Annotated in this window: 16 protein-coding genes; 9 read left to right on the top strand and 7 right to left on the bottom strand. The window is 40.7% G+C overall.

The features are described from left to right. The first annotated feature begins 4 nt into the window (after positions 1-4). Entirely contained in the window at positions 5-1600 is a 1596-nt protein-coding gene (locus LVD15_RS00325; RefSeq protein ID WP_233778318.1) for a DUF3858 domain-containing protein, read from the top strand. Positions 1601-1685: 85 nt separating this feature from the next. On the opposite strand, the gene LVD15_RS00320 is transcribed toward LVD15_RS00325, so the two are convergent. Continuing rightward, on the bottom strand, positions 1686-3635 hold the full coding sequence (locus tag LVD15_RS00320; protein ID WP_233778317.1) for a sialate O-acetylesterase: 1950 nt from the start codon (positions 3633-3635) through the stop codon (positions 1686-1688). Positions 3636-3915: 280 nt separating this feature from the next. Here LVD15_RS00320 and LVD15_RS00315 point away from each other — a divergent pair, with 280 nt between their 5' ends. Then, positions 3916-4455: a chemotaxis protein CheB gene (locus LVD15_RS00315; protein ID WP_233778316.1), complete on the top strand. Its 540-nt coding sequence runs from the start codon at positions 3916-3918 to the stop codon at positions 4453-4455. Positions 4456-4512: 57 nt separating this feature from the next. Here LVD15_RS00315 and LVD15_RS00310 read toward each other — a convergent pair whose 3' ends face one another. The 4 genes from LVD15_RS00310 to LVD15_RS00295 are packed head-to-tail and all read right to left on the bottom strand — an operon-like array spanning position 4513 to position 10652. Then, positions 4513-5838, bottom strand: coding sequence for a TolC family protein (locus LVD15_RS00310; protein WP_233778315.1), 1326 nt, complete (start codon positions 5836-5838; stop codon positions 4513-4515). 6 nt (positions 5839-5844) lie between these two features. Further along, positions 5845-8961, bottom strand: coding sequence for an efflux RND transporter permease subunit (locus tag LVD15_RS00305; protein ID WP_233778314.1), 3117 nt, complete (start codon positions 8959-8961; stop codon positions 5845-5847). Between the two features lie 15 nt (positions 8962-8976). Then, positions 8977-10035: an efflux RND transporter periplasmic adaptor subunit gene (locus tag LVD15_RS00300; protein WP_233778313.1), complete on the bottom strand. Its 1059-nt coding sequence runs from the start codon at positions 10033-10035 to the stop codon at positions 8977-8979. A gap of 26 nt (positions 10036-10061) precedes the next feature. Continuing rightward, positions 10062-10652: a TetR/AcrR family transcriptional regulator gene (locus LVD15_RS00295; RefSeq protein WP_233778312.1), complete on the bottom strand. Its 591-nt coding sequence runs from the start codon at positions 10650-10652 to the stop codon at positions 10062-10064. Between the two features lie 2034 nt (positions 10653-12686). On the opposite strand from LVD15_RS00295, the gene LVD15_RS00290 reads away from it, so the two are divergent. Continuing rightward, positions 12687-14006 (top strand): IS110 family RNA-guided transposase, encoded by a 1320-nt coding sequence (locus LVD15_RS00290; RefSeq protein ID WP_233777920.1) that lies wholly within the window; start codon positions 12687-12689, stop codon positions 14004-14006. 1212 nt (positions 14007-15218) lie between these two features. Here the strand turns inward: LVD15_RS00290 and LVD15_RS00285 are convergent. After that, positions 15219-17156, bottom strand: a complete 1938-nt coding sequence (locus tag LVD15_RS00285) for an endo-1,4-beta-xylanase (protein WP_233778311.1) — start codon at positions 17154-17156, stop codon at positions 15219-15221. A gap of 97 nt (positions 17157-17253) precedes the next feature. Then, positions 17254-19908 (bottom strand): glycoside hydrolase family 44 protein, encoded by a 2655-nt coding sequence (locus tag LVD15_RS00280; RefSeq protein WP_233778310.1) that lies wholly within the window; start codon positions 19906-19908, stop codon positions 17254-17256. 314 nt (positions 19909-20222) lie between these two features. Between LVD15_RS00280 and LVD15_RS00275 the strand changes: the two genes are divergently transcribed. The 6 genes from LVD15_RS00275 to LVD15_RS00250 all read left to right on the top strand — a co-directional run bounded on the left by LVD15_RS00275 (position 20223) and on the right by LVD15_RS00250 (position 25226). Further along, entirely contained in the window at positions 20223-20507 is a 285-nt protein-coding gene (locus tag LVD15_RS00275) for a hypothetical protein (RefSeq protein WP_233778309.1), read from the top strand. Between the two features lie 114 nt (positions 20508-20621). Beyond that, positions 20622-21092 (top strand): HEPN family nuclease, encoded by a 471-nt coding sequence (locus LVD15_RS00270; RefSeq protein WP_233778308.1) that lies wholly within the window; start codon positions 20622-20624, stop codon positions 21090-21092. An 81-nt stretch (positions 21093-21173) separates the two neighbouring features. Further along, positions 21174-23030, top strand: a complete 1857-nt coding sequence (locus LVD15_RS00265) for an ATP-dependent nuclease (RefSeq protein WP_233778307.1) — start codon at positions 21174-21176, stop codon at positions 23028-23030. Between the two features lie 194 nt (positions 23031-23224). Continuing rightward, positions 23225-23683 carry a hypothetical protein gene (locus LVD15_RS00260; protein ID WP_233778306.1) on the top strand — a complete coding sequence of 153 codons (459 nt, stop codon included), beginning with the start codon at positions 23225-23227 and terminating at the stop codon, positions 23681-23683. A 389-nt stretch (positions 23684-24072) separates the two neighbouring features. Then, positions 24073-24432, top strand: a complete 360-nt coding sequence (locus LVD15_RS00255; RefSeq protein WP_233778305.1) for a hypothetical protein — start codon at positions 24073-24075, stop codon at positions 24430-24432. Positions 24433-24782: 350 nt separating this feature from the next. Further along, complete coding sequence (locus LVD15_RS00250) at positions 24783-25226, top strand: hypothetical protein (protein WP_233778304.1); 444 nt, start codon at positions 24783-24785, stop codon at positions 25224-25226. The last annotated feature ends 6 nt before the right edge of the window (positions 25227-25232 follow it).

Below are 25232 nucleotides of genomic sequence, written 5' to 3'. Positions count from 1 at the left end.
GAATGTGAAAAAATTTGCTTTCCCTGATGTGAAAGTGGGTACAGTGATAGAGTATCAGTACGAGCTGGAAACGCCTTTTCATTTTAACTTACCCGATTGGGAGTTTCAGGATGAAATACCTACCGTATATAGCCGCTATACGGTAAAAATGGTGCCTTTTTATGAATACATCTATATTGCTCAGGGCATTAGAAAGTTTGATTATCAGAACTCAGAAGTAGGCAAGCGCAAACGTAAATTTGGGAGCATAGCTAAGTCTTACGGTCAAAATATAGGGTCTGGTTTTGAATATTCAGACTATGTGCACACTTACGCTATGGAAGATGTGCCTGCTTTTAAAGACGAAGGCTTTATTACTTCTGTGGATGATTACATTATGAAAATTGATTTTCAGCTGGCAAAATTCCATAGCCCGCAAGGGGGAGATCGTGAAATAATGACGTCATGGCCTGAGCTTACCAAGAGTCTATATAAAAATGATTATTTCGGAAAGTATATAAAAAGTAGTCAGAGGCAGGCCAAAAAGCTGCTAGAGGAAATTAACCTGGAGGGGTTAGATGATACACAGAAGGCAGCCACTTTAATTGAATATGTAAGAAAGCGTTTTTCTTTCAATAAAACCTTTACCAAATATGCGCATCAAAATGCTAAAGAGCTGGTAGACAAAAGACTGGGCTCCTCTGGAGAGATCAATTTATTTCTTTTGGCCTTGCTAGAGGAGGCGGGCATAGAGGCATATCCTGTGATTTTAAGTACAAGGAGCCATGGTAAAATATCAGTTGACTATCCTTTTGACCACTTTTTTAACTATGTGGCAGTAATGGTATATGCTGATAATAAATCATTCCTGGCAGATGGCGTTCAGAATTTTGTGCCTTTTTATAGGTTGCCCATGTGGTGTATCAATGGGAAAGGGCTGATTCTTAAAGAAATGCCCGCCTGGGTAAACCTTGAGAATGATGCGCCTAGTTACCTGACCATTAGGCTAAATACTGAACTGAAGCCAGATGAAATGGAAGCGAAGTCATTTGTTACGGTGCAGGCTACAGATTATGAGGCCTTTGAGTATAAATATAACTATGAAGACAGCGAGGAGAAGTTGAAAAAGGCATTTTTAGATGAAGGATTTAAAAGTGTAGAATCTGTTACTTCTTTTAATTATGCTAAGAATGATAAGCCGTATGGTATAACAGTTCAGGCCAACTCTGAGCTTGGGGCTATTAACTCTAAGCTTATAGTAAGTCCGTTTTTTAAATTTCCTATACAGGAAAATCAGTTGCACCAGAAAACCCGAACCTACCCTATAGATATGATTTATAGCAGCCTGAGGAAGTATGAAACCATAATAGGCGTGCCTGAAGGGTACACGGTGATGGCATTACCAGAAAATTATCAATTGAATAATGACCTGGTTTATATAGATGTTGCTTATGTGAGTGAGGGGCAGGTGGTAAAAGTAAATGCCAGCTATATGTTTAAAAAATCAGTTTATCAACCAGAAGAATACCCTAAAGTGAAGAGTTATTATGATGAAATAGTAAAGCGCTTTAATCAGCAAATTGCTTTTGAAAAGCAGGCTCAGCTGGTAGGAGTGAAGTAGCTTGGCTGATGGTGTGAAAATAAAAAAGCGGTATCTTTTCTGGTTTAGCATAGAAAAAGATACCGCTTCTCATTTATAAAAAGGCCTATTTTTGTTTTACAGTAGGCCAGTTATCAGTTCTGAAAGGAACCGCTGGCAGACCACTGGAGTTAATCAGGTTTCCTTCAGGGTTATCTGCCCAGTTATATCTTACTGCTGTGGGCTCGCTTACCTGCGGTGAATGTACAATCACCTGGTTGCCTTTGATCTCTGCCTCAGCCCAGTGCCACTGCTGATCTTTTCCTGCTATGGCAAATCCCTTTAGCTTATCAGCATTTTTACTGATAGATAGGCCGTCAGCCGTTTCTGTGAATTCAATGATTACTTTTCCACCTTCAATAGAATAGTTTTTGTACATAGGTCCATAGGCTTGTACCTGCTTACCATACACCATGTTTTCAGCTAGTAGCGCTAACCTTCTGCCAACTTCCTGCTTGTTGAGCGGGTGGATGGTTTCCGCCTCTCCAATATCAATAATACAAGCCATGCCTGTGTTGGGCTGTAATAAGGTTTTGGTCTGAGCTTCTCTAAGTACCGCCCAGTCACTTTCTGATGGCTCTGGCTTACGTTTCATGTAGTTAGCCAGCTGCACATAGATGAAAGGTAAATAGCCTTGTTGCCACCTTATGCGCCAATCGTTGATAAGCAAAGGGAAAAGCTTGTCATAATCTGTCGCCTCTTTTACATTATCCTCCCCCTGATACCAGATAAAACCTTTTATGGCATAAGGAATAACCGGGTTAATCATGCCATTATATAAGTATGAAGGATAACGATGGTAGTTCATGATAGTAGGAATAGTAGGCTCCAAATCCTTTTTGTATTTCCATTCGCCGTCAAGGCTTATGTTAGAGTTGTTATCAGTGATGTACATTTCCTCAGCAGGAGGGTTGAAGCCACCGCCACCCCATAAATAAGCTATGCGTACAGCTATAGTGTTTTTTCCTTTTCTTACCGCTTTTTTAGGAATGGTATAAGAGTGTTTCGGCTCAGCATTCCATACATTTTTGCAAATTTCAGTGCCATTAAAATATAAGGAGTAGTTGAGCTCAGGGTGCCCCAGGTTGATAGTGAGGTCTTTCCCGGTCATGGATTTAGGCAGGTCTATGGTCTTTCTTAACCAAACCATTCCTTCATAAGGTGGTATATCCCAGTTTTTAATAGTGATAGGCATGGCTACTGTAGGCCAGTCAGTATCATTATAATTTTTTTTCGGAATGCGCTTCTCGGTGCCGTTATGAGGGTTGTAAACTAACTCCCAGAATTTGATTAGATCAAGGCTATCTTTTTCTATATGATGAATGGTGATGGTGTCATTGGCCAGTACCCGGTCTCTGATTACCGGAGAGGAGAGCAGTTGCTCACGGCTGGTCCAGGCTTCTACAGGCGTGCCGCCCCAGGTTGATTGGATAATACCCACAGGCACATTGATATCAGCATAGATCTTTCTGCTAAAATAATAAGCAACGGCAGAGAAGTCTTTAACACTGGCGGAATCTATAACTTTCCATTTCCCATTTTTTATCTCAGCTTGCGGTTCCATTTCTTTAGCATGCTCTACTTTCAAAAAGCGAATTTGCGGATAATCGGCATTTTTAATTTCTTCATCGGCATTCATGGCCTGCTGTACTTGCCATTCCATATTAGATTGGCCTGAAGCCAGCCACACGTCTCCAATAAGCACATCTTTAAAGCTTACAGAAGGAGAGGTGGACTCGTTTTCATAAATATTCAATATATACGGCCCGCCGGCTTGTAAGGCGGGCAGGTCTAGCTGCCATTGGCCATCAGCATTTGCGTAGGCAGACTGCTTTTGCTGGTTAAGTTCTACCGTGACTTTCGTTCCCGCTTTTGCATTGCCCCAAACAGGAATGTCCGCTTCTCTTTGCAGTACCATATGGTCTGTAAATACTTTGGAAGCAGAGATTTGTGCTTGAGAAATATGAATGGAAGAAACGACAAAAAGTAAGGGTAGGATTTTTAGTAACAGTTTCATTTTACGTTTTGATATGAGGAAAAATTGCATAGAAGATGATCTTCTTATTGCTTATACTGCTAATCTATTCTATTTCCTTTTTACATTCAAATGCTGCCAGAATATGTTTGAAAGAGCTTTTGCGGAATAAAAATTGTTTAAATTATAATTGAAAACATTGAATTTTTTAATGTTGAATTACACTTATTTAAAAATAAGAATATGACCGATTATAATTATGTAGTGGCTATTGGAGCCTCCGCCGGCGGACTAGAGTCTTTAAAGGCCTTTTTTTTCTAATTTGAGAAGTACTGATAACGAATCTTATATAGTAATTCAGCATGCTTTGCGGTCTCATAAAAGCCTATTGGTAAAGATTCTTTCAAGAATTACTCCTGTAGAAGTGGTGGAAGTTGAGGACGGTATGGAGTTAACGGGCAACAAAATCTACATATGTCCGCCTTCTCATTCGGTGGGTTTGCAGGATGGTCAATTAAAATTAATCATGCGTAAAAATGATGAAATAGTTAACTATACTGTGAACGAGAGCTTTAATGCCCTTGCTAATGAGTTGAAAGATAAGATGGTAGGCGTAGTAATGTCCGGTACGGGCAGTGATGGTACAAAGGGCTGTACTGTAATAGAAAAAAATGGTGGAGTGGTGCTGGTGCAAGATCCCAGTACAGCTATTTTTGAAAGCATGCCTCTGAAAAGTATTATCTATGATCATCCGGATTATGTGCTGGCGCCACAAGAGATGCCTGAGCTTATTCAGACCATAGTAGTGGGTACAGAAAATACGGATAAACGAAAAACCATTAAGCTAGACCTGAATGGTTAAACGTAATACAAAGGCGATGTAATTAAACACCACCCCTGTATTACTGAGTAACTACAATTACTCGTCCATTTTTGGCGTTTCCAGCTGGTCAGTTCTATGAAGGTATACGATTTCATTCACCTCATATTCTGCGTAAGCGTTTACCAGTTCTGTCTCTGCCTGCTGCTGAGTTCTTTGCGCGTCCAGCAGGTCAGTAAGGTTATTTAACCCGCTATTGTAATTGTCTCTTTGTACTTTCAGATTTTCATTGGCATATTCCAGGTTTTGCTGGGCAAATTCAATTTGTTTAAAAGCATCTTGCAAATTATACCAGCTCTGCATAATACCTACTGTGAGTTGGTCTTGAATGTCTCTGAAGTTATTAGCTGCAATTTCTTCCTGTATTTCTCGCTCTCTGATCTGATGCTTGGCGCTGCCCCACCAGCTAGAAATAGGGATGCTTAAAAGCCCAAAACCAACGGTTTGGAAGCCAGTGCTTAAGTTCATATCAAAAACACCAAAGCGAGTAGCACTTATGCCTACAGAAAACTGAGGTAATCTTTCGGCTTTAGCCATTTTAGTCTGTAGCTGCGCCGCCTGTATTGATTTTTCTACCAGCTGATAATTGCTGTTGCTTTCCAGGTTTAATGCTGGTGAAGTGTAGGTGGCGCTGGGTGCCGATACGGCATGCAGACTGTCTTGAGCTACTAGCGTAGTGTCATAAGAAATGCCGGTATACAGAGCGAAATCTAATAAGGCAAGTTTTCTCATATTGTTCACTTTACTCTCCTGAAGTGTAAGTCGGCTGCGGCTTACCTTCACTTGCAATAGCTGGTTGCTGGGGATAAGCCCGGCATCAAGCAAGTCTTGCTGTTGTTTTATTAGTTCGTTTAAGTAAACCTTGCTGGCTACTATCACTTTTTGCTGCTCCTGAAGCTGTACCAGCTGCCAGTATTTTTTCTCTGTGAGTAATATTACCGAATCAATGGACTGTTCTGCTCTGATCCTGCTGGCCTCTATACGTACCTGGGCCAGATCATTGCCTGTTCTCACTCTGCCGCCGGCGTACACCACTTCTGAGGCTACCGCTGAGGCCATGTAGGCGTTATCTATTCCTTCATTGAGAAATGGCGGAATAGGCTCTACAAAATCATCGAAGCCATAGATGCCTGCTCCCAAAGCCTGAACGGTAGGGAAGTAGTGAGATAAGGCCTGGCTTTTAATGGCTTCGGCCTGTTCTATGCTCAGTTTCCCGTTTTTAATGTCATTGCTGTATTGCAAAGCTGATTTTTTAGCTTCCTCTAGGGTAATGGTGTTGCTTTGTGCGTGTACCTGAGCCCAGCAGGGAGCAAGTACAAGCAGTGCCAATAGAAAAAAGCCTTTATATATTTTATTATTATTCATGGCTGTTTAAGATTTTGATAATTGTACACCAGATTTTTCATCGTTGTGCTCATCTTCTTTTTTGAAGAATAGCCAATACAATACTGGCAGCACAAATAGTGTAAGCACCATGGAGAGCATGAGCCCAAAGGCTATTACGGTACCCAAAGGTCCCCACAGGCTGGAGCGGCTGGCGATCATAGGTATAACGCCTACAGCAGCTGCAGAAGAGGTAAGGAATATGGGTCTCATTCTACGCTGTGCCGCCGCAATGGCTGCTTCTTTTACAGAATAGCCGCTTTCCTTTCTCAGTTCATCAGCAAAATCGATAAGGATAATGCCGTTTCTTACCACAATACCGCACAAGGCCAGCAGTCCTAAAAAGGAGGTAAAGCCAAACGGATACTGCATCAGTACCAAGCCTAAAGCTGCCCCGAAAATGCTCAAAGGCATAGTCATAAAGCTTAAAAAGGCATGTTTGGTAGATTTAAAGTGCCATACTAATATCAAGAAGATAACCAGCACACTGATCAGCAGTGATATACCCATAGGGAGTAAGTTTTCCTGTTGCATTTCAAACTCACCACCGTAATCTACTCTAATGCTTTTAGGGATGTTAAGTGCTTCAATTTTAGGTTTAAGAAGGTTTAATACCTCATTGGCAACAGCTCCTTTTTCAATATCTACTCTTACAGTGAGGCAGCGCATACCGTTTCTTCTCACAATCTGTTCCTGGTTCCAGCTGGGCTCTACGTTTGCTACCTGTCTTAAAGGAACTATGCTTCCGGTTTCTGGAGATATGATGGTGAGTGCTTCTAACTCAGAAGGCTTCTGCTGCTTTTTATTCGTAGACTTTATTTTTACCTCAATAGGATAATCTTCATCCCAGATCTGAGTGGCAGAAATGCCTTCCAGATTCATGGCTATGGTGTTAGCTATTATTTCTTTGGTAAGTCCTGCTTTAGCAGCTTCATCTTCCTTGATATCTATTTTAATAGATTTTTGCATTTCACCGTAATTGCTGCGACTCCAAATGGTCTCCGGTGTGGCACGCGCCAGGTCTATGATCTGGTCAGCATACTTTTTCATTTCAGGAATATCATCACCAAACAGGCGCACTTCTACAGGAGCAGGCTTGTTCACCATATTCAGCTGCTTCATTCTCAAATATGCATCAGGAAACATTTCAGAATACTTTTTATCATATTCTCTCAGTACTTCTTCAGTGGCATCATCAGAAGCGGTAGTGATTAGCATCTGTGCGAAATTTTCTGACGGAAGCTTAGGTGCATAAACCATATGGAACCTTGGAGAGCTACTGCCTATGAAGCTGGTATAGTTCAGAATTCGCTCGTCTTTTTCCAGGATCTTCTCAAATTTCTTCACCACTTTTTCGGTTTCAGCCAGATTTTTACCTTTAGCTAATGAAATCTCCACGGCAAATTGGTTTCTTTCAATAATCGGGAATAGCTCCTGACTTAGTAGTGAGAAAAGAAAGATACCAACTATAATGGATAAGATACCCAGCGCACCAGTTAACCTGTAATGGTTCATGGCTTTTTCTACTGACTTGTCGAACACGTCTTGTAGCTTGTCTAGCATAGACTTTTTGTTCTTTTTCTTCTTTTCGTCATTGTGGAGGCCTCTTTTAATAAAAACGGTATTGATAAAAGGCACTAACAGCACAGAGACTGACAGCGAAAGGAAGAGCGCAATCATTATGGTGAAAGGGAAGGTGCTCAAAAAGTCGCTAGCCACACCTGATAGGAAGAATATCAGCGGTAAAAAGGTAGCTGATATGGCTAAAGTAGCCGTAAACACGGAAGGGAATAGCTCTATAGCACTGTTGAGGGCTGATTTCCAAACGGAATGGCCTTCATCCAGCTTTTCTACGTGGTTATCTATAACCACAATAGGGTCATCTACTACAATACCCAGTACTACTATAAGCGCTGCCAGCGTTACGGTGTTGAGCTCCATGCCCAGCAGGTACATAATAGCCAAAGTACATGATATGGTGATAGGTATAGTGGCTGCAGCTACTGATGCTACCCTGAACGGAAGCAGTATTAGAGATACCAAAATAACGCCGATCAGTGCATACCCAAACTCTTTCATAAAGTGAGAAATAGAGTGGTGCACTACTTCTGGCTGGTTCGCTATTTTATTGATTTTGATGTCTTCAGGCAGGTTTTGCTCTAAGGCTTCCAGGTGTTCATCTATTTCTTTTCCGAACTGCACAATGTTATGGCCGGGAGCCATTTCCAGGGTAATGATCATGGCTTTGGTTCCATCAGCATAAATGTAGGAGTCAGGTTCTTCATACTCTCTTTTTACCTGAGCTACATCTTTTACTCTTATTGCATTGCCGTTCTGATCGGTTCTGATGATCTGCTGAGCTATGTCCGTTTCATCTTTCAAAAAAGTGTTAAGGTGTATCGGCCTGTTAAAGTCTTGCCCTTCCAGTGAACCACCGGCATTTATAGCGCCTTGTGTTTGCAGGCTTTGCATAAGCGTAGCCGGGCTGATGCGATACGTAGCCAGTTTGTTTTGGTCTACATATATAGAAACTTGTTCTGTTAAACCTCCGGAATGGCTGATCTTGGCCATGTCCTCAATTTGTCTGAAGTTATCTTCAATATCTTCTACATGTCTTTCCAGGTCTTTGTAAGGCCGTGTTTCTGATTCTACAGCCAGAATCATGGCGGCAGTATTACCAAAATCACTGTTTACTATAACTCCTCGTACGCCTGAGGGCAGGCTCTGTTGTTGGAAGACAAAAAGACCATTTTTAAGCTTATTCCAAAACTGCTCGGTGCCGTTAGCATCTATGCGGTTAGCTACTTCTACGTAGATGTACATGACGCCATCACGAGAGTAGGAGTAGGTTTTTGTTTTATCTACTTCGTTATAGCCAAATAGGTATTGTTCTACTTTACTGGTGAGCTGCTCTTCTACTTGTGCTGAGCTGGCGCCGGGGAAGTACCCTATCACCAGGCCTTGTCTTATGGTGAACTCCGGAAATTCGTTTCGCGGCATTTTGAAGAGGCCTAAAATACCTATGGCTACAAAGGTGAAGGCCAGAGCCAAAGGAAAAGCCTTATGCTTCATGGCCCACTCTATTAGTGTGTGCTTATTTTTCATGACTAGGCTAAAAAATTATTTAATGACTTTTACAGGAGTTTTATCAGTGAGTTTGTGGTAGCCCGAGGTAACGAGCTGGTCTCCTGGTTGCAAGCCTTCTTTAATGGCTATGCCGTTATCATATAGCTCTCCGGTGGTAACATATTTACGTTGTGCGGTACTGTCTTTAGTGTTTATGATGTACACAAAGTTTTTATTGTCATCAGTAACAGAAACGCTTGATATAGGAATTACTAAAGCATTATTAGCCGTAGAGCTGTCCTCACCTTTAAACAGATTGACCTTGCAGGCCATGCCCGGTTTTATTTTATGGTCTGGGTTTTGAATGTTAATTTGCGCGGTATAAACCGGGTTAGCTCGGTTAGACTGTACAGAAACTTCAGATATAATTCCGGTAAAAGATTGATCACCCAGCGCATCAATAGTTACGCGGGCACTGTCTCCGCTGTGGTATTGGTTCACTTCCTGATCAGGTAATGGAACCATGGCTTTTACCATGTCAATATCCAGCAGCTGTATTACAGGCATGCCAGGGCTGGCCAGATCACCGGCTTCCATTATTTTAGCTCCTACATAGCCACTGAATGGTGCAAATACCTTAGTGTGTTTTACATTTTGATAGGCAGCGGTGGCAGCAGCTTCAGCTTGCTTGTAGTTAGAGCGCGCCTCTATCATTTTTATTTCCGCAATACTGCCCTTTTTATATACTTCATTTATACGTTCGTAGTTCTCTTTGGCCAGCTCTGCCTGTGCTTTTCGGGCTTCATACTGGTTTTGATAGGTGGTGGCTTCTATTCTGGCGATAAGATCATTTTTATTGATAAAATCACCCATATCCACGGTAATCTGTTCTATAGTGCCGGGAACCTGAAAGGTGATATTTACATTTTTATTGGCTGTAATAGCGCCGCTATAACTAATCTCGTGAGCATTAAAAGCCCCTTGCTCACCTACGGCTATGGTTTGTACTTCTATTGGATCTACCTCTTTGGTCTCCTTTTTCTTCTCACAGCTGGCCAGAGCAAACACTGCCAGTAGCAGACAATAGTAAAAATGTGTACTTAAATTGCGCATGATACTTATGAATTATATATTCTCTCTTATTGTAGTCCTTTTATTAATAGTTCGCTGATCCAGTGTAGCCGATCAAACATGTCGTCTTTTATGGAATCATATAAAAACATTTCCTTCTCTAAACTGCCCGTGGCGGTGATTATAGCCAGAGCTAAAAACTCCTGATCAGTTTTAGAAATATGTTGTATTTCCTTCTTCTCCATAGCCCAGGTAAGGCAGTTATCTACCAGCTGTATATCAGCATTACGCATCTGTAAAAATACCTTGGTCAATATGTCCTCGTTCTCCTTAAGGTCTGAAAGCAAGTGCTTATACTCTTTTGATTTTTTGAGTAGGAAGGATAATTTTATCTGATTGTAGTCAAATAGGTTTTCGTTGATAGTGCGGTCACTGCTCACTTTTTGCTGAGCTTTCTCTATGATCTCATTGTATTCTTCTTTTACAAAAGCTTCAAATACGGCCCGCTTATTTTTATAATAATAGTATAAAGTGCTCCTGCCTTTTCCTGATGCCTTGGCTATGTCATCCATAGTTACTTTGGCATACCCCAGTTTCCTGAAAACTTCTTTTGACGAAGCAATGATCTGTGATTTTACAAACTCCTCTTTCGATTTCATTTTCGACAAAAATTGATTTAATGTCTAATTTTGGACAAAAATAAAGAATTTGTTTTTATTTTCAACAAATTCACAATTAATGTCTAATAAATTGATTTAGCAACAATCAAAAAATGGAGTTGTTTCAAAGTGAATTTTAAGTAAACAAGTGCTCGAAATCTTCATTATGCAAGAGTAAACCACCGCCGAGTCACATTGAGACCTAACCTTTGTCTCAACCGCACCAATAGAATTGATAAAACCTCCTCCCTAAAGTCCAGGGTCATCTCGACGAAAGGAGAGATCTATGTATTCATCTAGCATATGCTTTTCAAACATCTGCTGGCCTGGTTAATCCACTGCCTACATTCCATCGCTTAGGTTCCTTACTTTTTTACAATCGATCAAAAAAGTAACAAAAAACTCTTTCTTGCTGTGAGGTCTTCCGCTCACTGAAGCATTTCATAGTAATGAATTACCTCTAAGGACTTGAGAAAGGTCTGCTTTTCAAACCTCTTTCACCTCACGACTGTACAGCAAGATGAAACCGCTATCGAATCACACTGAGCCCTAACCTTTGTCTCAACCGCACCAATAGAATTGACAAAACCTCCTTCCTAAAATCCAGGGTCATCTCGACGAAAGGAGAGATCTATTTATTGGTTTAAAGAAAGCTTTTCATACAGCTGTTTGCCTGGTTAATCCGCTGTCTGCATTGCATCGCTTAGGTTTCTTACTTTTTTGCAATCGATCAAAAAAGTAACAAAAAACTCTTTCTTGCTGTGAGGTCTTCCGCTCACTGAAGCATTTCATAGTAATGAATTACCTCTAAGGACTCGAGAAAGGTCTGCTTTTCAAACCTCTTTAACCTCACGACTGTACAGCAAGAGTAAGCCACCGCCGAGTCACACTGAGCCCAACCTTTGTCTCAACCGCACCAATAGAATTGACAAAACCTCCTCCCTAAAATCCAGGGTCATCTCGACGAAAGGAGAGATCTATGTATTCATCTAGCATATGCTTTTCAAACATCTGCTGGCTTGGTTTATCCACTTTCTACATTCCATCGCTCAGGTCCCTTACTTTTTTGCAATCTCAATGTTCGGTTAGTGTTATCTGAACAGCGAGATCCCTGCTCTTCACTTCGTTGCGGCAGGGATGACGATAAATGATAATAGTACTTATAATGGTCATTGCGATAGAAACGAAGTGTAGTGAAGCAATCTCAACCTTGCCCCTGCATACAAGAGCAGTCCGCCTTCTATAGCTTCAAGATTACTTCGTCATGTCTTTCTCATAATTACCAGATAGGGAAGGTGACGATCGCACCCACCGAGTCACACTGAGCCCCGTCGAAGTGTAGACGATCGGTACTGATTCATAATTTAACTGGATCTCAATCGTTTTGATTTTTTCATATACGTGCTATTTGATTATACTTTCACACAACTGTCATCTCGACGAAAGGAGAGATCTATGTATTCATCTAGCATATGCTTTTCAAACATCTGCTGGCTTGGTTTATCCACTTTCTACATTCCATCGCTTAGGTTCCTTACTTTTTTGCAATCTTACTGTTCGGTTAGTGTTACCTGAACAGCGAGATCCCTGCTCTTCACTTCGTTTCGGCAGGGATGACGATAAATGATGATAGCACTTATAATGGTCATTGCGATAGAAGCTAAGTGTAGTGAAGCAATCTCGAAGTTACTTTTGCAGTCCGGCGAGATACAGTATTTCATAGCTTCAAGATTACTTCGTCATGTCTTCCTCGTAATTACCAGATAGGGAAGGTGACGATCGCACCCACCGAGTCACACTGAGACCTAACATTTGTTTCAACCGCACAAAAAGAAATGACGTTAAGAATAGAAGTGGCCTGTACAATATAGCCGAACCTGGCATAGTGCAATTTGCCTGTCCCTGAGCATGGTTGGATAGAAAGGAGTCACAAAGTATGGTACTTCCTTGTTTTTATAGGAATGTCCGATTGGTAGTCTGTCGTGTACAATATTTCATCCTACAGGTCTTTGTTTAACTTTTAGAAAATTAGTCATGAAAAAGATGAGAGCAAATGCTGCAGGCATAGATATAGGAGCCAAGCACATTTTCATATCCGTAGAAAACAAGGATGTTCGTGTTTTTGAGACTTTCACTGAAAGTTTTCGAGAGGCATCGTGCTATTTATTATCAGAGGGGATCCAGACAGTGGCTATGGAAGCTACGGGTGTTTACTGGATTATTCTTTATGAGATTCTTGAATCAGCAGGTTTGGATGTCTGGTTAGTAGATGGGCGTCAGACGAGACAAGTACCAGGTCGAAAGACTGATGTAAAGGACTGTCAATGGATTCAGCAACTCCATAGTCATGGTTTATTGAATCGCTGTTTTGTTCCCGATGCACAAGTGAAGGAAGTTCGTGCTTACCAGCGCTTGAGAGAAGATCATCTGAGAACAGCCTCTATGCATGTAAATCATATGCAAAAGTCACTAATAGAGATGAACATTCGACTCAAAGAAGTGCTCAGTCAGATACATGGCGCCAGTGGTCTGGCGATCATAGAAGCCATCCTGGCAGGGGAACGTGATGCCCAAAAGCTCTTATCCCTGTGCCATAGCAGTATTAGAGAAAAGAAAGCCTCTCAAGTCATCAAGGCACTTTCAGGCTATTATACCGAGTCAGGGTTATTTGCTTTGGGACAGGCATACAGTGGTTACAAATTTTATAAACAACAAATACTGGCATGTGACCAAAAACTGGAAGAAGTCATGAAGCGGTTCAATAACTACGATTCAGATATGGAAAGCAAAAATGAAATAGATTCTGTTAAAGATCGAAAACCTGTTAGACATAATAAACCTGATATAGACCACTTAGGAGGACACCTGCTGAAAATCTTTTCAGGCAAAGATGCTACGTGTTTGCCGGGTATTACCGATTATACCTGGCTACAATTATATTCTGAAATAGGCATGGAACTTTGTAAGTGGCCCAGTGAGAAACACTTCACTTCATGGCTAGGATTATCTCCAGGTCAACACCAGTCTGGCAAGAAAAATAAAACCAGAAACAGAAAGTACAGGCCAAAGGCAGGACAAATATTCAGACAAATAGCCCAAAGTTTAATAGAAAGCAAAAAGATAGCACTGGGAGCTTTTGGGCGTAGATTGAAGAGCAAAAGAGGTCCAGGCATAGCCACTAAAGCTACAGCCCGAAAACTGGCCGTACTCTACTGGCGGCTTATGGTAAAAGGGCTTGATTACACAGAACGGGGCATCAAAGCATATGAAGAAAAAATGCAGCTCCATAGAGAAAGATGGCTAGTAAAAACAGCTAAAGAATTAGGTTATGAGCTTGAACAAATACCTATTTAGTGTATTACGTCATTGGTAGCCCCGTCGAAGTGTAGACGATCGGTACTGATTCATAATTTAACTGGATCTCAATCGTTTTGATTTTTTCATATACGTGCTATTTGATTATACTTTCACACAACTGTCATCTCGACGAAAGGAGAGATCTATGTATTCATCTAGCATAGTCTTTTCAAACATCTGCTGGCTTGGTTAATCCACTTTCTACATTCCATCGCTCAGGTCCCTTACTTTTTTGCAATCTTACTGTTCGGTTAGTGTTACCTGAACAGCGAGATCCCTGCTCTTCACTTCGTTTCGGCAGGGATGACGATAAATGATGATAGCACTTATAATGGTCATTGCGATAGAAGCTAAGTGTAGTGAAGCAATCTCGAAGTTACTTTTGCAGTCCGGCGAGATACAGTATTTCATAGCTTCAAGATTACTTCGTCATGTCTTCCTCGTAATTACCAGATAGGGAAGGTGACGATCGCACCCACCGAGTCACACTGAGCCCCGTCGAAGTGTAGACGATCGGTACTGATTCATAATTTAACTGGATCTCAATCGTTTTGATTTTTTCATATACGTGCTATTTGATTATACTTTCACACAACTGTCATCTCGACGAAAGGAGAGATCTATGTATTCATCTAGCATAGTCTTTTCAAACATCTGCTGGCTTGGTTAATCCGCTGTCTGCATTCCATAGCTTAGGTTCCTTATTTTTTTGCAATCTCAATGTTCGGTTAGTGTTATCTGAATAGCGAGATCCCTGTTCTTCACTTCGTTGCGGCAGGGATGACGATAAATGATAATAGTACTTATAATGGTCATTGCGATAGAAACGAAGTGTAGTGAAGCAATCTCAACCTTGCCTCTGCAGAAAGAGCAATCCGCCTTCTATAGCTTCAAGATTACTTCGTCATGTCTTCCTCGTAATTACCATATAGGGAAGGTGAGGTTCCCCATCTACAAAGTCACACTGAGCCCCGTCGAAGTGTAGACGACCGGTACTGATTTATGATTTATCGGATCTCAATTGTTTTCACTATTTCATATTACATGCTATTTACTTATACTTTTATTCAACTGTCATTGGTAGTACCTGAATGTATCCAGTAACTACACTTGAGACAGCCCCGCCTTAGGGAATAAAAAAGAGTTGTATCTAAAGTGATCTTAACTATTTAAAACCCTGCTTTAGATACAACCTTTTGAATAAAATGTTTATTCTCTAATGATCTTTTTCTTTAGAAAATCAGATTCATTTTGAATCGTAAGTAAATAAACGCCAGGCAGTAAGGTGCTGGTGCTTAGTGTGGAGGAGGCTTCTTGTGAAGTGTATTCTTTTACAAGCATTCCTTTTTGATTGTAAAGCCTGATGTAGGTAGAAGTGGCTTTACGCTGAGGTAATCTAATGTGCAATTCATCTTTCACAGGGTTAGGATATAGCCATGCGCTTATTGGCTCTTCGGCTTGTGCTGTTCTGGCATTGAACTGTGAAGGCGCAGCGGCTTCGAAATGTGACCATGGGAAACTCCCGATATAATGAATGTACCAACTGCCATTATCAGCAGGAGGAAGGCTGTTAGACCAGGTGTTAGTATAATCCACGCCATTAATTTCTAAAAGCTCCAAATTCCAGGAGTTAATATAGCTGATTGGCCCTGAAGTAATAAAGCAAAACTCACCGGCACCATCCTGAGCGAAGGGCGTAGTAATGGTGACAGGGTTTTCGCAAGTGGAGGGATTAGTTCCTTCTTCTGTGAAAGTGGCCGTGATTACTGTATTTTCTTCTATAGTAAAAGTGATGGAAGGGCTGGTGCCACTTACACCACCGCTCCAGCCCTGGAATACGTAGCCTGAATCAGGGGTGGCGGTTAAGGTTATTTCGGTGCCTTCGGCGAAGCTGCTGCCTTCTGGTGTTTGGCTAACCGAGCCGCTGCCCGTTACAGAAATGGCTAAAGAAACGGTGTCAGGTACTCCTTCTAATACAAAATGAGCCGTTAATGAGCGGTTAGAGATTACTGAGATGGTGGTAGGATTGGTAGAGCCGCCCACATCGCCACTCCAGTTACTAAATTCATAGCCGGGATCGGGCACTGCGGTGGCCGTTACGCTGCTGCCGCTGGCATAAGAAGATTGCTGAGGCGATAGGATCAGTGATCCGCCACCATCAACAGAGGTGTTAAATACATAGGGACCAGGAGTTTCATCATAATCAAAATAATCTTTTAGCCATTGCAAAGCGGGCCTTTCGGTAACGCCATCAGCGGCTAAAAGGTAGGCCTCGTTTCTCCACATATCTCCTTCTAAGTATCCCCATAAGGTTACTCCCTTTACAGATGGATGCTCCCAGAAATAAGGAAAAAGCTGCTGATATAATGCCAACTGAGTGGCATCATTACCTCTAAGATCTAGCTCAGAAATGTAAATGTCTAAGCCGGTGGCCGCCATTACTTCCATATTTCTTTGTATGGTGCTGAAGTTAATACTTTCAAGGCTGTGGGCTTGCAGGCCTATGCCATCAATAAGGTTTCGGTCTTGTAGTAGCTCTACTATTTCCAAAAAGTCATCACAGGTGCTAGTGTAATTCAGCACATTATATTCATTAAGGATGAGCTGAGCATTAGGGAAATAAATTCTGGCTTGCTCAAAAGACCAGATTACCCAGTCCCAGCCAGTGGAGCCGGCACCACCAAGGGCAGGAGCGTATGAGGGCGGGGCATGCAGTGGTTCGTTTACCACATCAATTAATTCCAGATCAGGATACCTGCCAGAGAGGGCTTCGAACCATTCCAGCACTTCATCCATCTGTTCGTTTTGAGGTACATTGCGCATCCAGGCGGGTTCTCCGGAAGAGTGACCCCAAACCAGGGTATGTTCTTTAAAGACCAGGTCAAACTCCCGGGCGTGGTCATAGGCGCGGTCTAGCCACAGCCAGTAATTAAAGTCATCACGGTTTTGCTCGCAAGAGGCCCATTTACCGGCATTGCCAGGGGTGAGCTGATTCCAGTAATGGTCAAAATTTAAAGGCGTTTGTCCGCGGGTGTGGGTGTTACCCAGAAATTTACTTTGGTTATCTGCCAGCTGACCTAAAGCATTAAAATAAAAAGTGCAGAGCAGCATTAGCGTAACCATTTTTAAATAATGGTGCGTTTTCATGAGGGGATTCATTTTGGTTAAACATTGATTTTAAGACAGTAGTAGTATAAGTAAGGAGTGCCGGAGAGTGTGGCACTCCTTATGACTCTATTTGATTTTATTCTATCAATAGCTTTTTCACATAGATATTTTGGTCTGTTTCTACATTGACCGTGTATAACCCGGAAGGTAAATTGCCCAGTGTTAATTTGTATAACTGCTGGTCAGTACCCTGAGTAGTGAGCTCTTTTTGATATACCTGCATGCCAGCAGCATCATATAAAGAGATGACAGTGGTGTGGTTAGGATTGTCTTTAAATTTCAACCACATATGCTGATTATTCACCGGATTAGGGAAAATATCCATCTCCTCGGTTTCATCTATTTGGGTTAACCGCTTATTACTGCTGCTTCTGGCGGCTATGCTTTGCGCAGGGCCATTGATTTCCAGATGAGACCATCCAAAATTACCTATGTAATAGATGTACCAGCCTCCATTTTCAGCGGCAGGCAGACTGTTAGACCATGTGTTAGTGTAGTCTACGCCGTTGATTTCCAATAATTCCAGATTCCATGAGTTGATGTATGATACCTGGCCAGTAATAAAATAGCAAAATTCACCAGCGCCATCTTTAGAGAAAGGTACCGATACAGTGGTAGGGCTGGCGCAGAAATCGGCAGCTGCTGTTACTGTGATGGCTGCCTGATCAGTATAGCTGCCATCTGTAGTGGTGACCGTAATGATGGCGCTGCCTTCTTCCACACCGCTGATTAAGCCGCTGGTGCTGACGGTAGCAATGCTTTCATCAGAAGAAGTAAACGAAACAGAAGGATCAGTGGCATTGGCCGGAGATACGGTGGCGGTAGCTTGCACGCTATTGCCTACCTCCATACTGGCAGCCGGTAAAGAGAGGCTTACTCCGGTAACTGGTATGGTTTGGTTAGTTACAGCAATATAGCTGCTGTCTTGAAAGCTGCCATCAGCTGTAGTACCAATGATGTAGGTATTTCCTTCGGCTATTCCTGTAACCAGACCCGTGCTGCTGACCGTGGCAATAGCGGTATCATTAGCACTCCAGGTCACGGTTTTGTTGGTGGCATCCGCAGGTAGTACTTCCGCGGTGAGGGGCACGGTGGCGCCTACGCCTACTGTGGCTGTATCCGGACTTACGGTGATGCTGGCTACGGGTACGGAGCTGCCATCACTGGTAAGGATGAAATGATAGGCTGATAGTGCAGGCAGTGAGTAGCTGAACTCATTGCCGGTAAGGCTCATATTGCTTTTTTGAGTAATGGCGGCTGTACCTTCTTCCACGGCATACACGGTGGCAGAGGTGTAGTTAACGGTGCTGCCAGAAATATCAAACGAGCCGCTGATGGAGGAGGTAAGGCTTTTGTTTAGTACTAAGATGTGCAGCTCTTCGTCCGCATCACCACTTACGGAGGCGTATACGGAGCTGTTGATTTTGTCATCCATGGTGGCATCTACATATACCTCTCCGAAGGAGGCATTATTACCATCATAGTTGTTATATAACTCATAGGCCAGAGAGCCGTAGCTACCAGGATCATACCAGTGGGTGGCGGCATAAACTTCATATTTGGCAAATATTCCTAATACATCAGCCAGAGTGATGGCTCCGGTAACGTCTTCATAACCCCCAAACTGGAACTCATTAAAAGACAGTTTAGTGCCGGGGTAGTAAGTGTCTATAGAATTTTGAACGGTAGGGATCAGCGGCATAAAATTGTCAAAATATTCAAATATCCAGCTGTTTTCAGTGTAATCAGGATCCCAGAAGGCACGGGGAGCCTGTAGCCTGGCTAGTTTATCATTAGTAGAATTAGCCGAAGGGTCGATGATGCGCTGGTCTCCGGAAGCCTCAGGGTACCAGTGCAGGTCTATTACATCTACCAGGCGGCGGTTAGCCTGGGTGCCGGCAGCATTCATTTCATCTAAATAATAATCTATAAACCAAGAGTAATCACCTTGTAAAGCAGGCCAGTCAGGGGCATTTTGAAAGGAGAGGTAGCCGTTAAAACCATAAGATACCAATCCGAAAATTTCAGCATCAGGATCTACATTTTTTACTGCAGAGGCCAGGGCGGTAGATCTATTGATCAGGTCCTCGCAGGTAGGCTGCGTAGGGTAGATGTATGGGTGGGTTTCATGCCATAGGTCAGGTTCATTATCCAGCGCATATTTCAGGCCTCCGGTACCATATTTATCGGTAAGGAAATTTACAAATTCATCAATATACACCTTATCATCGGTTTTATCAGGCGTAAGGCTAAAGGCAGAACCTTTTTCATACACGGCTTCATACCAGCGAGGGCTCGGGGCGGTGGTAGTTACCTCGCCATCTTTATCGGCAGAAACATATCCGGCCATTTGCAGGGTAATGAGCGCTTCAGCATCATTGGCCTTAGCCTGGTCTACAATAGTAGTAACCACTATGCCGGGCTCTTCAGAATTAGTAACGCCTACATGCCAGGGCCAGAAGTTATCATTTACATGGAAATAATCTTCGCCTGCATTAGAGGCATTATTCTCCCAGTTGTAACCTGTGGCACGATTGCCGCCCATACGCACCAGAGTGTAATTTTCATCTGTGCTAGGGTTTACATTTTGCTCCCAGTTACAGCCATAAATTAGCGGACTTATTGGTTTTCTGTCGGTCTGGGGGGAGATGGTGTAGTTTACATTAAGCTGTGCTATAGCCAACGTCACTGTCAGGCACATGGCCGACAGCATTAATAATAGCTCTTTCATGAGGTGGTTGGTTTAGGTTTAACAAATGGTTACAGATGCCTGTCAGGAGCATTTTACAGTAGAAGCCTCCTGATAGCGATCTGTGTTATATAATTTAATGAAAATTATGCACTATTAAAATAGTAAAGGCCGAAAGATGCGTATTGAAAGTGCGGAGCTGTAAATGCAGTAGTAGTAACAGAGAAGAGGTAATGTGTTTTGTTTAATGATAAAAAATGTTTAAAAAGTTTTATATTTATAAAGGAATGAAAGCGAAGCAGTATTAGAATTCATTTTATCTGAATTATAATCTGTTGGCGCACAACTTTTTACTCATGAAAAGCCGATTCATTTTAGTCAATTACCTTTTTGCCTTACTGTCTGGTAAGGATGCAGATACCCAATTTTTAAATTCACTAAATCAATTAACTGCTTCAACTTCCATTGGAGAGAATACCTGTGGAGGAGGAGGGAGTTTGATGGGGTGGGGGTGGTGTGAGAATAAAGAAGGTAAATATCTCCCTTGCCGCCATGCTTGGCATGGTGGTATGATTACCACAGCTCTTTTGTATAGTATGTCTCGGCTATTGGCATCAAACTATAAAAGCTTTGTAGAATAATAATATTCATTTTTAATATTAATTTAGTTAAATTAATTGTATGAAATGTATGAAAGAAATAAGGGAATGTGTTTCCTTTACACGGATATTGGTGGTGATGTAAAATGACAACAAATGGGAAATTACAAAAGAATTGAATTTGATTTTATAAATCGGACTTTGGCATTGATTTCCCAATATGAAAACAATCTGCATAAATATCCTTATGAAGAGCAATACAACTATACTCTTCTGATAAATTGCCTTCTGGGACTCATTGTAATGCCAAAAGAAAAAGTCATTTCCCATATTCCAAATGGCAGATTAACAAAAGAACTTCTACAGGAAATGGGATTAGAAGAATCTCAGATAAATCCAGATATTATAGACCTAAGAGACTTGATAATGAAACTAAGGCACTCTGTAGCCCATTTTGATATTCGAGTCAAATCTTATGACGACTGTGACCGAATTGATGAGATTATTTTCTTAGACCAAGAGAAGAATACTTCTGAAATGATACGATTTCGTTCAACGGAACTTTTACCATTTATAAGGTATTACGCAAGCTGGCTGCAGCATAATATTCAGAATTATGGCCAATAGAATAAAAGAAAATACTACCACCAACAAGCCATATGTAAACCGTTATGTTTCACCTAAAAACCATACTGCAAATAATTAGCTATGATTTTAAAGAAAGTTAGAATTTCAAATTTTAGAGGTGTTAATGGTACTGTAGATGTAAATTTCGGGTTCTTTAACACAATTGTAGGACAAAACGATGCAGGTAAATCTACAGTTTTGAAGGCAATTGATGCAGTACTGAATGACACGAGATTATTATTGTCTGATTTTAATTCAAATTCTCAAGAAGACAGTATTTCAATTGAACTTTATTTCGATTGTGAGAATAATGATTACAAATTAGGAGAAGAAATAGAAACAACAATTGAATCTGAAGAATTAGTAAATGAAGAAAATTTACTTGTTTGGAAAAAGTACTGGGCTGTCTCAGAAACCAGATTATCAAATCCAAAAACTTTCATCGTAAGAAAGAAATATTCTGATAAAAATGACTTTATATTTAATACAGAAAAACAATTAATTGCTCAATGTAAAGCTAACGAAATTGAAACTTCAAAAGGAAATGGAGAAGAATTCAATAATGTAGAGAAACGTGAAAAATTAAGAACTTATAATCAGCAAAATGGAATCGATTTTACCTTTGATTATGAGGAAATTCCGTCATCAGGGAAGACAAAACTTAGACTAATTGGCGATTCAATTAAGAGTAATTTACCATCCTTCCAGTATTTCAAAGCTGACACATCTTTATCTGATACTGACACCTCAATTCAAAAATACTTTAAGGATATGGCTTTCAATTTAATCAAAGATAATATTGATACAGATGAGATTGAAACAACTGTTCGAACAGCTCTTGAATCAGTTCTAGGTGAGATTACGAATAAAATAAATGAGGTTGTTAATGCAGATGAAAAGGTAGAACCCAAAATTAGTTTCGATTGGAGCAAGTTAATTTCAACATCATTTGTTAGTAATTCTTCAGGAAATAATATTCCATTAAGTTCAAGAGGCGACGGTTTTAGAAGAATAACAATGATGTCATATTTTGAATACTTGGCAGAATCTGAAAGGTCTAATGATAGCCAAACAATAATTTTCGGATTTGAAGAACCTGAGACATTTCTTCATCCTTCTGCTCAGGAAAACTTAGTTGAAAAACTAATTTCTCTTTCTGAAAATGGATACCAAGTTATAACATCGACCCATTCTCCAACCATTGTAGGAAATACGCAACGAGAATTTGTTATTCACATATCAAAACCCAACAACCTATATACAGTAGACCAAGCAAATATTGATTTTAAGGCTTTAGCTATGGATTTAGGGATTAAACCTGACAATGTATTTAGTCCATTATTCTCAACATCTAGATTGTTATTTTTAGTAGAAGGAATTGATGATGTTAAAGCAATGCATTATCAAGCAGATTTATATAAACAACAAGGCTTAATTGAGCACACTTTTAACGAGCTTAGTGTAAATATAATTCCTATTGGGGGTTGTGGAGGAGTTAAGCATTGGGTTAACCTAGATTTATTTACAAAATTGGAAAAGCCTTTCTTTATATTTTTAGATAGTGATAAAGATAGTGCAGATGAGATTTCACCAAATCAAACTAACCTAGAAAATTATGGATTGGTAGATAGTCAAGATTTTAAGATTACAAAGAAAAGGCTTTTAGAAAACTATATTCCTCCAGCTGCAATTGAAAGACTTGTTCCAGATGCAACAATTGCATACGGTGATTTTGACCACGCCAAAAATATATGCAAATCTTATCCTGATAGTATTGTTCGTGCAAGTATAGGAGGTAGTAATGTAGCTGAAAAACATTATTGTAGCTTGACTTTCGATGAATTAAGACAAACTTGGTCTGATGGTACAAATGATGAGTTTTTGGATTTATATGAAATTATAAAAAGTAAATTGAATAAATTAAAGGCGAAAGCATAGCCACCGCCATGCTCGACATCGTGGCATGATTACCTCAGCTCTGTTGCGTAGTATGGCCTGGCTATTCGCATCAAACTTTAAAAGCCTCGCAAAACGCTTAAATTCATTTTTAATATTAAATTAGTTATATTGAAGCCATAACAGGAATAGGGGAATGTGTTTCCCTTGAACGGATGTTGTGCTCCATTTTCCCAATGATGAATAATATCAAGAACTTCTTATTCGGTAATAAACATTCTTCAGTTGTCTCTGATATCGGTGAATTTAAATCCAGATTTAAGGAAAGATCAAATTTTATTTGTTGGGAATACGAACACTTTTATCCAGAGTCAGCACATCCAACTTTTATTACTGTTTCTGGGGACAAGAACGGGCCAAACCAAAGCAAGTTGAACCTGATTCGCCCATTTATTAAAGAAAGGGACCGCATTAATGCCCTTATCAATACGAAACTTAAAGGGAATGTTCTCTCAAACCTAGAATTCGAACAACGCTGGAACAACTGGGAAAATCGCTTCAGAATTATTACTATAGAATCCTTTTTTGAAGACCCTTTGGTGATTGAATTTTACATTCACTCCAATACTGATAACAGGCAACTTCATGTTGATTTTCGAAACGGAGTAATAAGCAAATTCGAAATTCATGAGTAGTAAAGACTTCTTTGCCGCAATGCCTGGCATGATGGTATGCTTACCCCAGCTCTGTTGCGTAGTATGGCCTAGCTATTCGCATCAAACTTTAAAAGTCTCGCAAAACGATGCTCTTCATTTTTAATATTAAATTAGTTAGATTGACCCCATGAAAGGAATAAGGGGATGTATTTCCCTTATATGGATGTTGTGTGTAATATCTGCAACTCGAACAGATGAACTTCCAGCAAAAACTTGCAGACTTTGTACTTGGCAACCGAACAATTAGCCAATATCCAGACATTGCACTAACTGGAATGAACGAAAAACTGGAATCTGAGTCCCTTGTAATTCTAGCAGGCATGAACGAACGGGATAATTCATTCGAACTGGAGTAATATTTCCGGCAGATGTTATCGGAACTTCAAATTGACCTTCCAACAAAAATGGAGGCGGCCAATATTTTACTGAACTTCTACATGAGGCTGATGGTAGCTGAACCACCTCGTGCTTTTGAACTCATGACTAAGATTAAAAATGATATTGTCGACTCCTTTGAATGGCCTCAAGAAAGTACAAACAAATATTTGGGTGAAGAACTGGGGCTTCAACATCTTTATACTTGGTATCGCGAACTTCAAGATTTAGAAGATGGAAGTATGCTACTTTATTACAACGAACTACCTCGAACTGAACAAAAGAAGAAGTTTGAGAAACACCTTGTCGAAGAAGCTCGGAACTGGTTGAACGCTGGGAAAACATACACATAACAAGCGATATAGCGAATGGCCAAACTGCGTATTTGATACTTCTGTGAAACTTGACCGGGACCCTGCCCATTCTGCTGGCCTTTGTGATTCTAGCTACTTTCTTCTTTCTGGATTTAGACTTTCAGAGCGACGTGCCTCGTAGATGGCGTTGTGGGTGTTGGGCAGTTTCACTACTTTAGAGGTATTTAGAAAGGGTATGGCCACAGCGCCATATCTGGGCGTTGTAAAACATTAGGACAAAACATTGGAAGTGCAAGCAAGGAAAATTAGTAATAAATTGAAATGGAAGTGCTTTAAAATCCCTTACTGGGTATAGCCAAACCACGTTATGTTTAATGTCTTCTAAACTAATGAAACAACTAGCATTGATATTTTTAATTGTTCTTTCTGTATCAGCTTTCGGGCAAGATAAAGAACGGTTTGATGGAGAAAATGAACTTCGTGAGTGCGAAGTGCAAGTAGGCTTGTACTATTCAACTAAACGTAATCCCGAATTAATGAAATCAGTTGAGCTTTATAAAGACAAGCAACTTGCTCTGTTAACGATTGATAAGAAGAAATGCACAACTTACACCTATTACTATTTGGTTGGAGATACAACATCTCTAGGGCCAACAGCCTATCTTGTAGAACCTAAGTTTCTAGATGCAGATATAAAAGAACGTGTTTACCTCTTCCTTGACTATAAACCTAAGAAGCACATCTTCTATAATGCCGAATGCTTCAGAAATAATCCAGTATCAGAGAAACTGGAATTGAAGTCATTTGATATGACTGATTTGAAGAGAAAATAGCCATAT

This window comes from Fulvivirga maritima, assembly GCF_021389955.1.
GTDB lineage: Bacteria > Bacteroidota > Bacteroidia > Cytophagales > Cyclobacteriaceae > Fulvivirga > Fulvivirga maritima.
The sequence above is the reverse complement of the archived record's forward strand: the minus strand, read 5'-3'. Positions and strand labels throughout refer to the sequence as shown.

What these genes read in the sequence shown, in the direction of transcription:
- LVD15_RS00255 (WP_233778305.1), top strand. Translation starts at nt 24,073, where the DNA reads ATGTTATCGGAACTTCAAATTGACCTTCCAACAAAAATGGAGGCGGCC.
- LVD15_RS00305 (WP_233778314.1), bottom strand. Translation starts at nt 8,961, where the DNA reads ATGAAAAATAAGCACACACTAATAGAGTGGGCCATGAAGCATAAGGCT.
- LVD15_RS00295 (WP_233778312.1), bottom strand. Translation starts at nt 10,652, where the DNA reads ATGAAATCGAAAGAGGAGTTTGTAAAATCACAGATCATTGCTTCGTCA.
- LVD15_RS00250 (WP_233778304.1), top strand. Translation starts at nt 24,783, where the DNA reads ATGAAACAACTAGCATTGATATTTTTAATTGTTCTTTCTGTATCAGCT.
- LVD15_RS00300 (WP_233778313.1), bottom strand. Translation starts at nt 10,035, where the DNA reads ATGCGCAATTTAAGTACACATTTTTACTATTGTCTGCTACTGGCAGTG.
- LVD15_RS00275 (WP_233778309.1), top strand. Translation starts at nt 20,223, where the DNA reads ATGAAAAGCCGATTCATTTTAGTCAATTACCTTTTTGCCTTACTGTCT.
- LVD15_RS00270 (WP_233778308.1), top strand. Translation starts at nt 20,622, where the DNA reads ATGGGAAATTACAAAAGAATTGAATTTGATTTTATAAATCGGACTTTG.
- LVD15_RS00290 (WP_233777920.1), top strand. Translation starts at nt 12,687, where the DNA reads ATGAAAAAGATGAGAGCAAATGCTGCAGGCATAGATATAGGAGCCAAG.
- LVD15_RS00285 (WP_233778311.1), bottom strand. Translation starts at nt 17,156, where the DNA reads ATGAAAACGCACCATTATTTAAAAATGGTTACGCTAATGCTGCTCTGC.
- LVD15_RS00260 (WP_233778306.1), top strand. Translation starts at nt 23,225, where the DNA reads ATGATGAATAATATCAAGAACTTCTTATTCGGTAATAAACATTCTTCA.
- LVD15_RS00265 (WP_233778307.1), top strand. Translation starts at nt 21,174, where the DNA reads ATGATTTTAAAGAAAGTTAGAATTTCAAATTTTAGAGGTGTTAATGGT.
- LVD15_RS00310 (WP_233778315.1), bottom strand. Translation starts at nt 5,838, where the DNA reads ATGAATAATAATAAAATATATAAAGGCTTTTTTCTATTGGCACTGCTT.
- LVD15_RS00320 (WP_233778317.1), bottom strand. Translation starts at nt 3,635, where the DNA reads ATGAAACTGTTACTAAAAATCCTACCCTTACTTTTTGTCGTTTCTTCC.
- LVD15_RS00280 (WP_233778310.1), bottom strand. Translation starts at nt 19,908, where the DNA reads ATGAAAGAGCTATTATTAATGCTGTCGGCCATGTGCCTGACAGTGACG.